Origin of the sequence: Paraburkholderia sp. SIMBA_030, from assembly GCF_046535245.1 — a bacterium.
Classification (GTDB): Bacteria; Pseudomonadota; Gammaproteobacteria; order Burkholderiales; family Burkholderiaceae; genus Paraburkholderia.
Window position 1 is genome coordinate 1 of record NZ_JAWRXB010001626.1, and the last position, 237, is coordinate 237.

Sequence of the window (237 nt, forward strand, 5' to 3'; positions counted from 1 at the left end):
GTGAACCGCAGTCCTGGGCGCAAGTGGCCAGGGAGGTCTATGCCCTGCGCGGCGCCACCCCCACCCTTGTCGCAGGCATCAGCACCGACGATTATGCGAAACAGGGAACCGCGCCCCGTCCGCGCAGCAGCGTACTGGATCTTTCCAAAATCCGGGCCGCTGGCTTTAACCCGCCTTCGGCGTCGGAGCGGTTGGCGGAGTACCTCGGTAAAGGCACATAACCCAAGATCCGGCTCT

At 64.1% G+C, this 237-nt stretch carries 1 protein-coding gene; it reads left to right on the forward strand.

The annotated features are described in order from the left end of the window. Window positions 1–221 (forward strand): sugar nucleotide-binding protein (locus tag SB772_RS45505; protein ID WP_410839215.1); only part of this gene is annotated, 221 nt, incomplete at its 5' end. Window positions 222–237 lie beyond the last annotated feature (16 nt).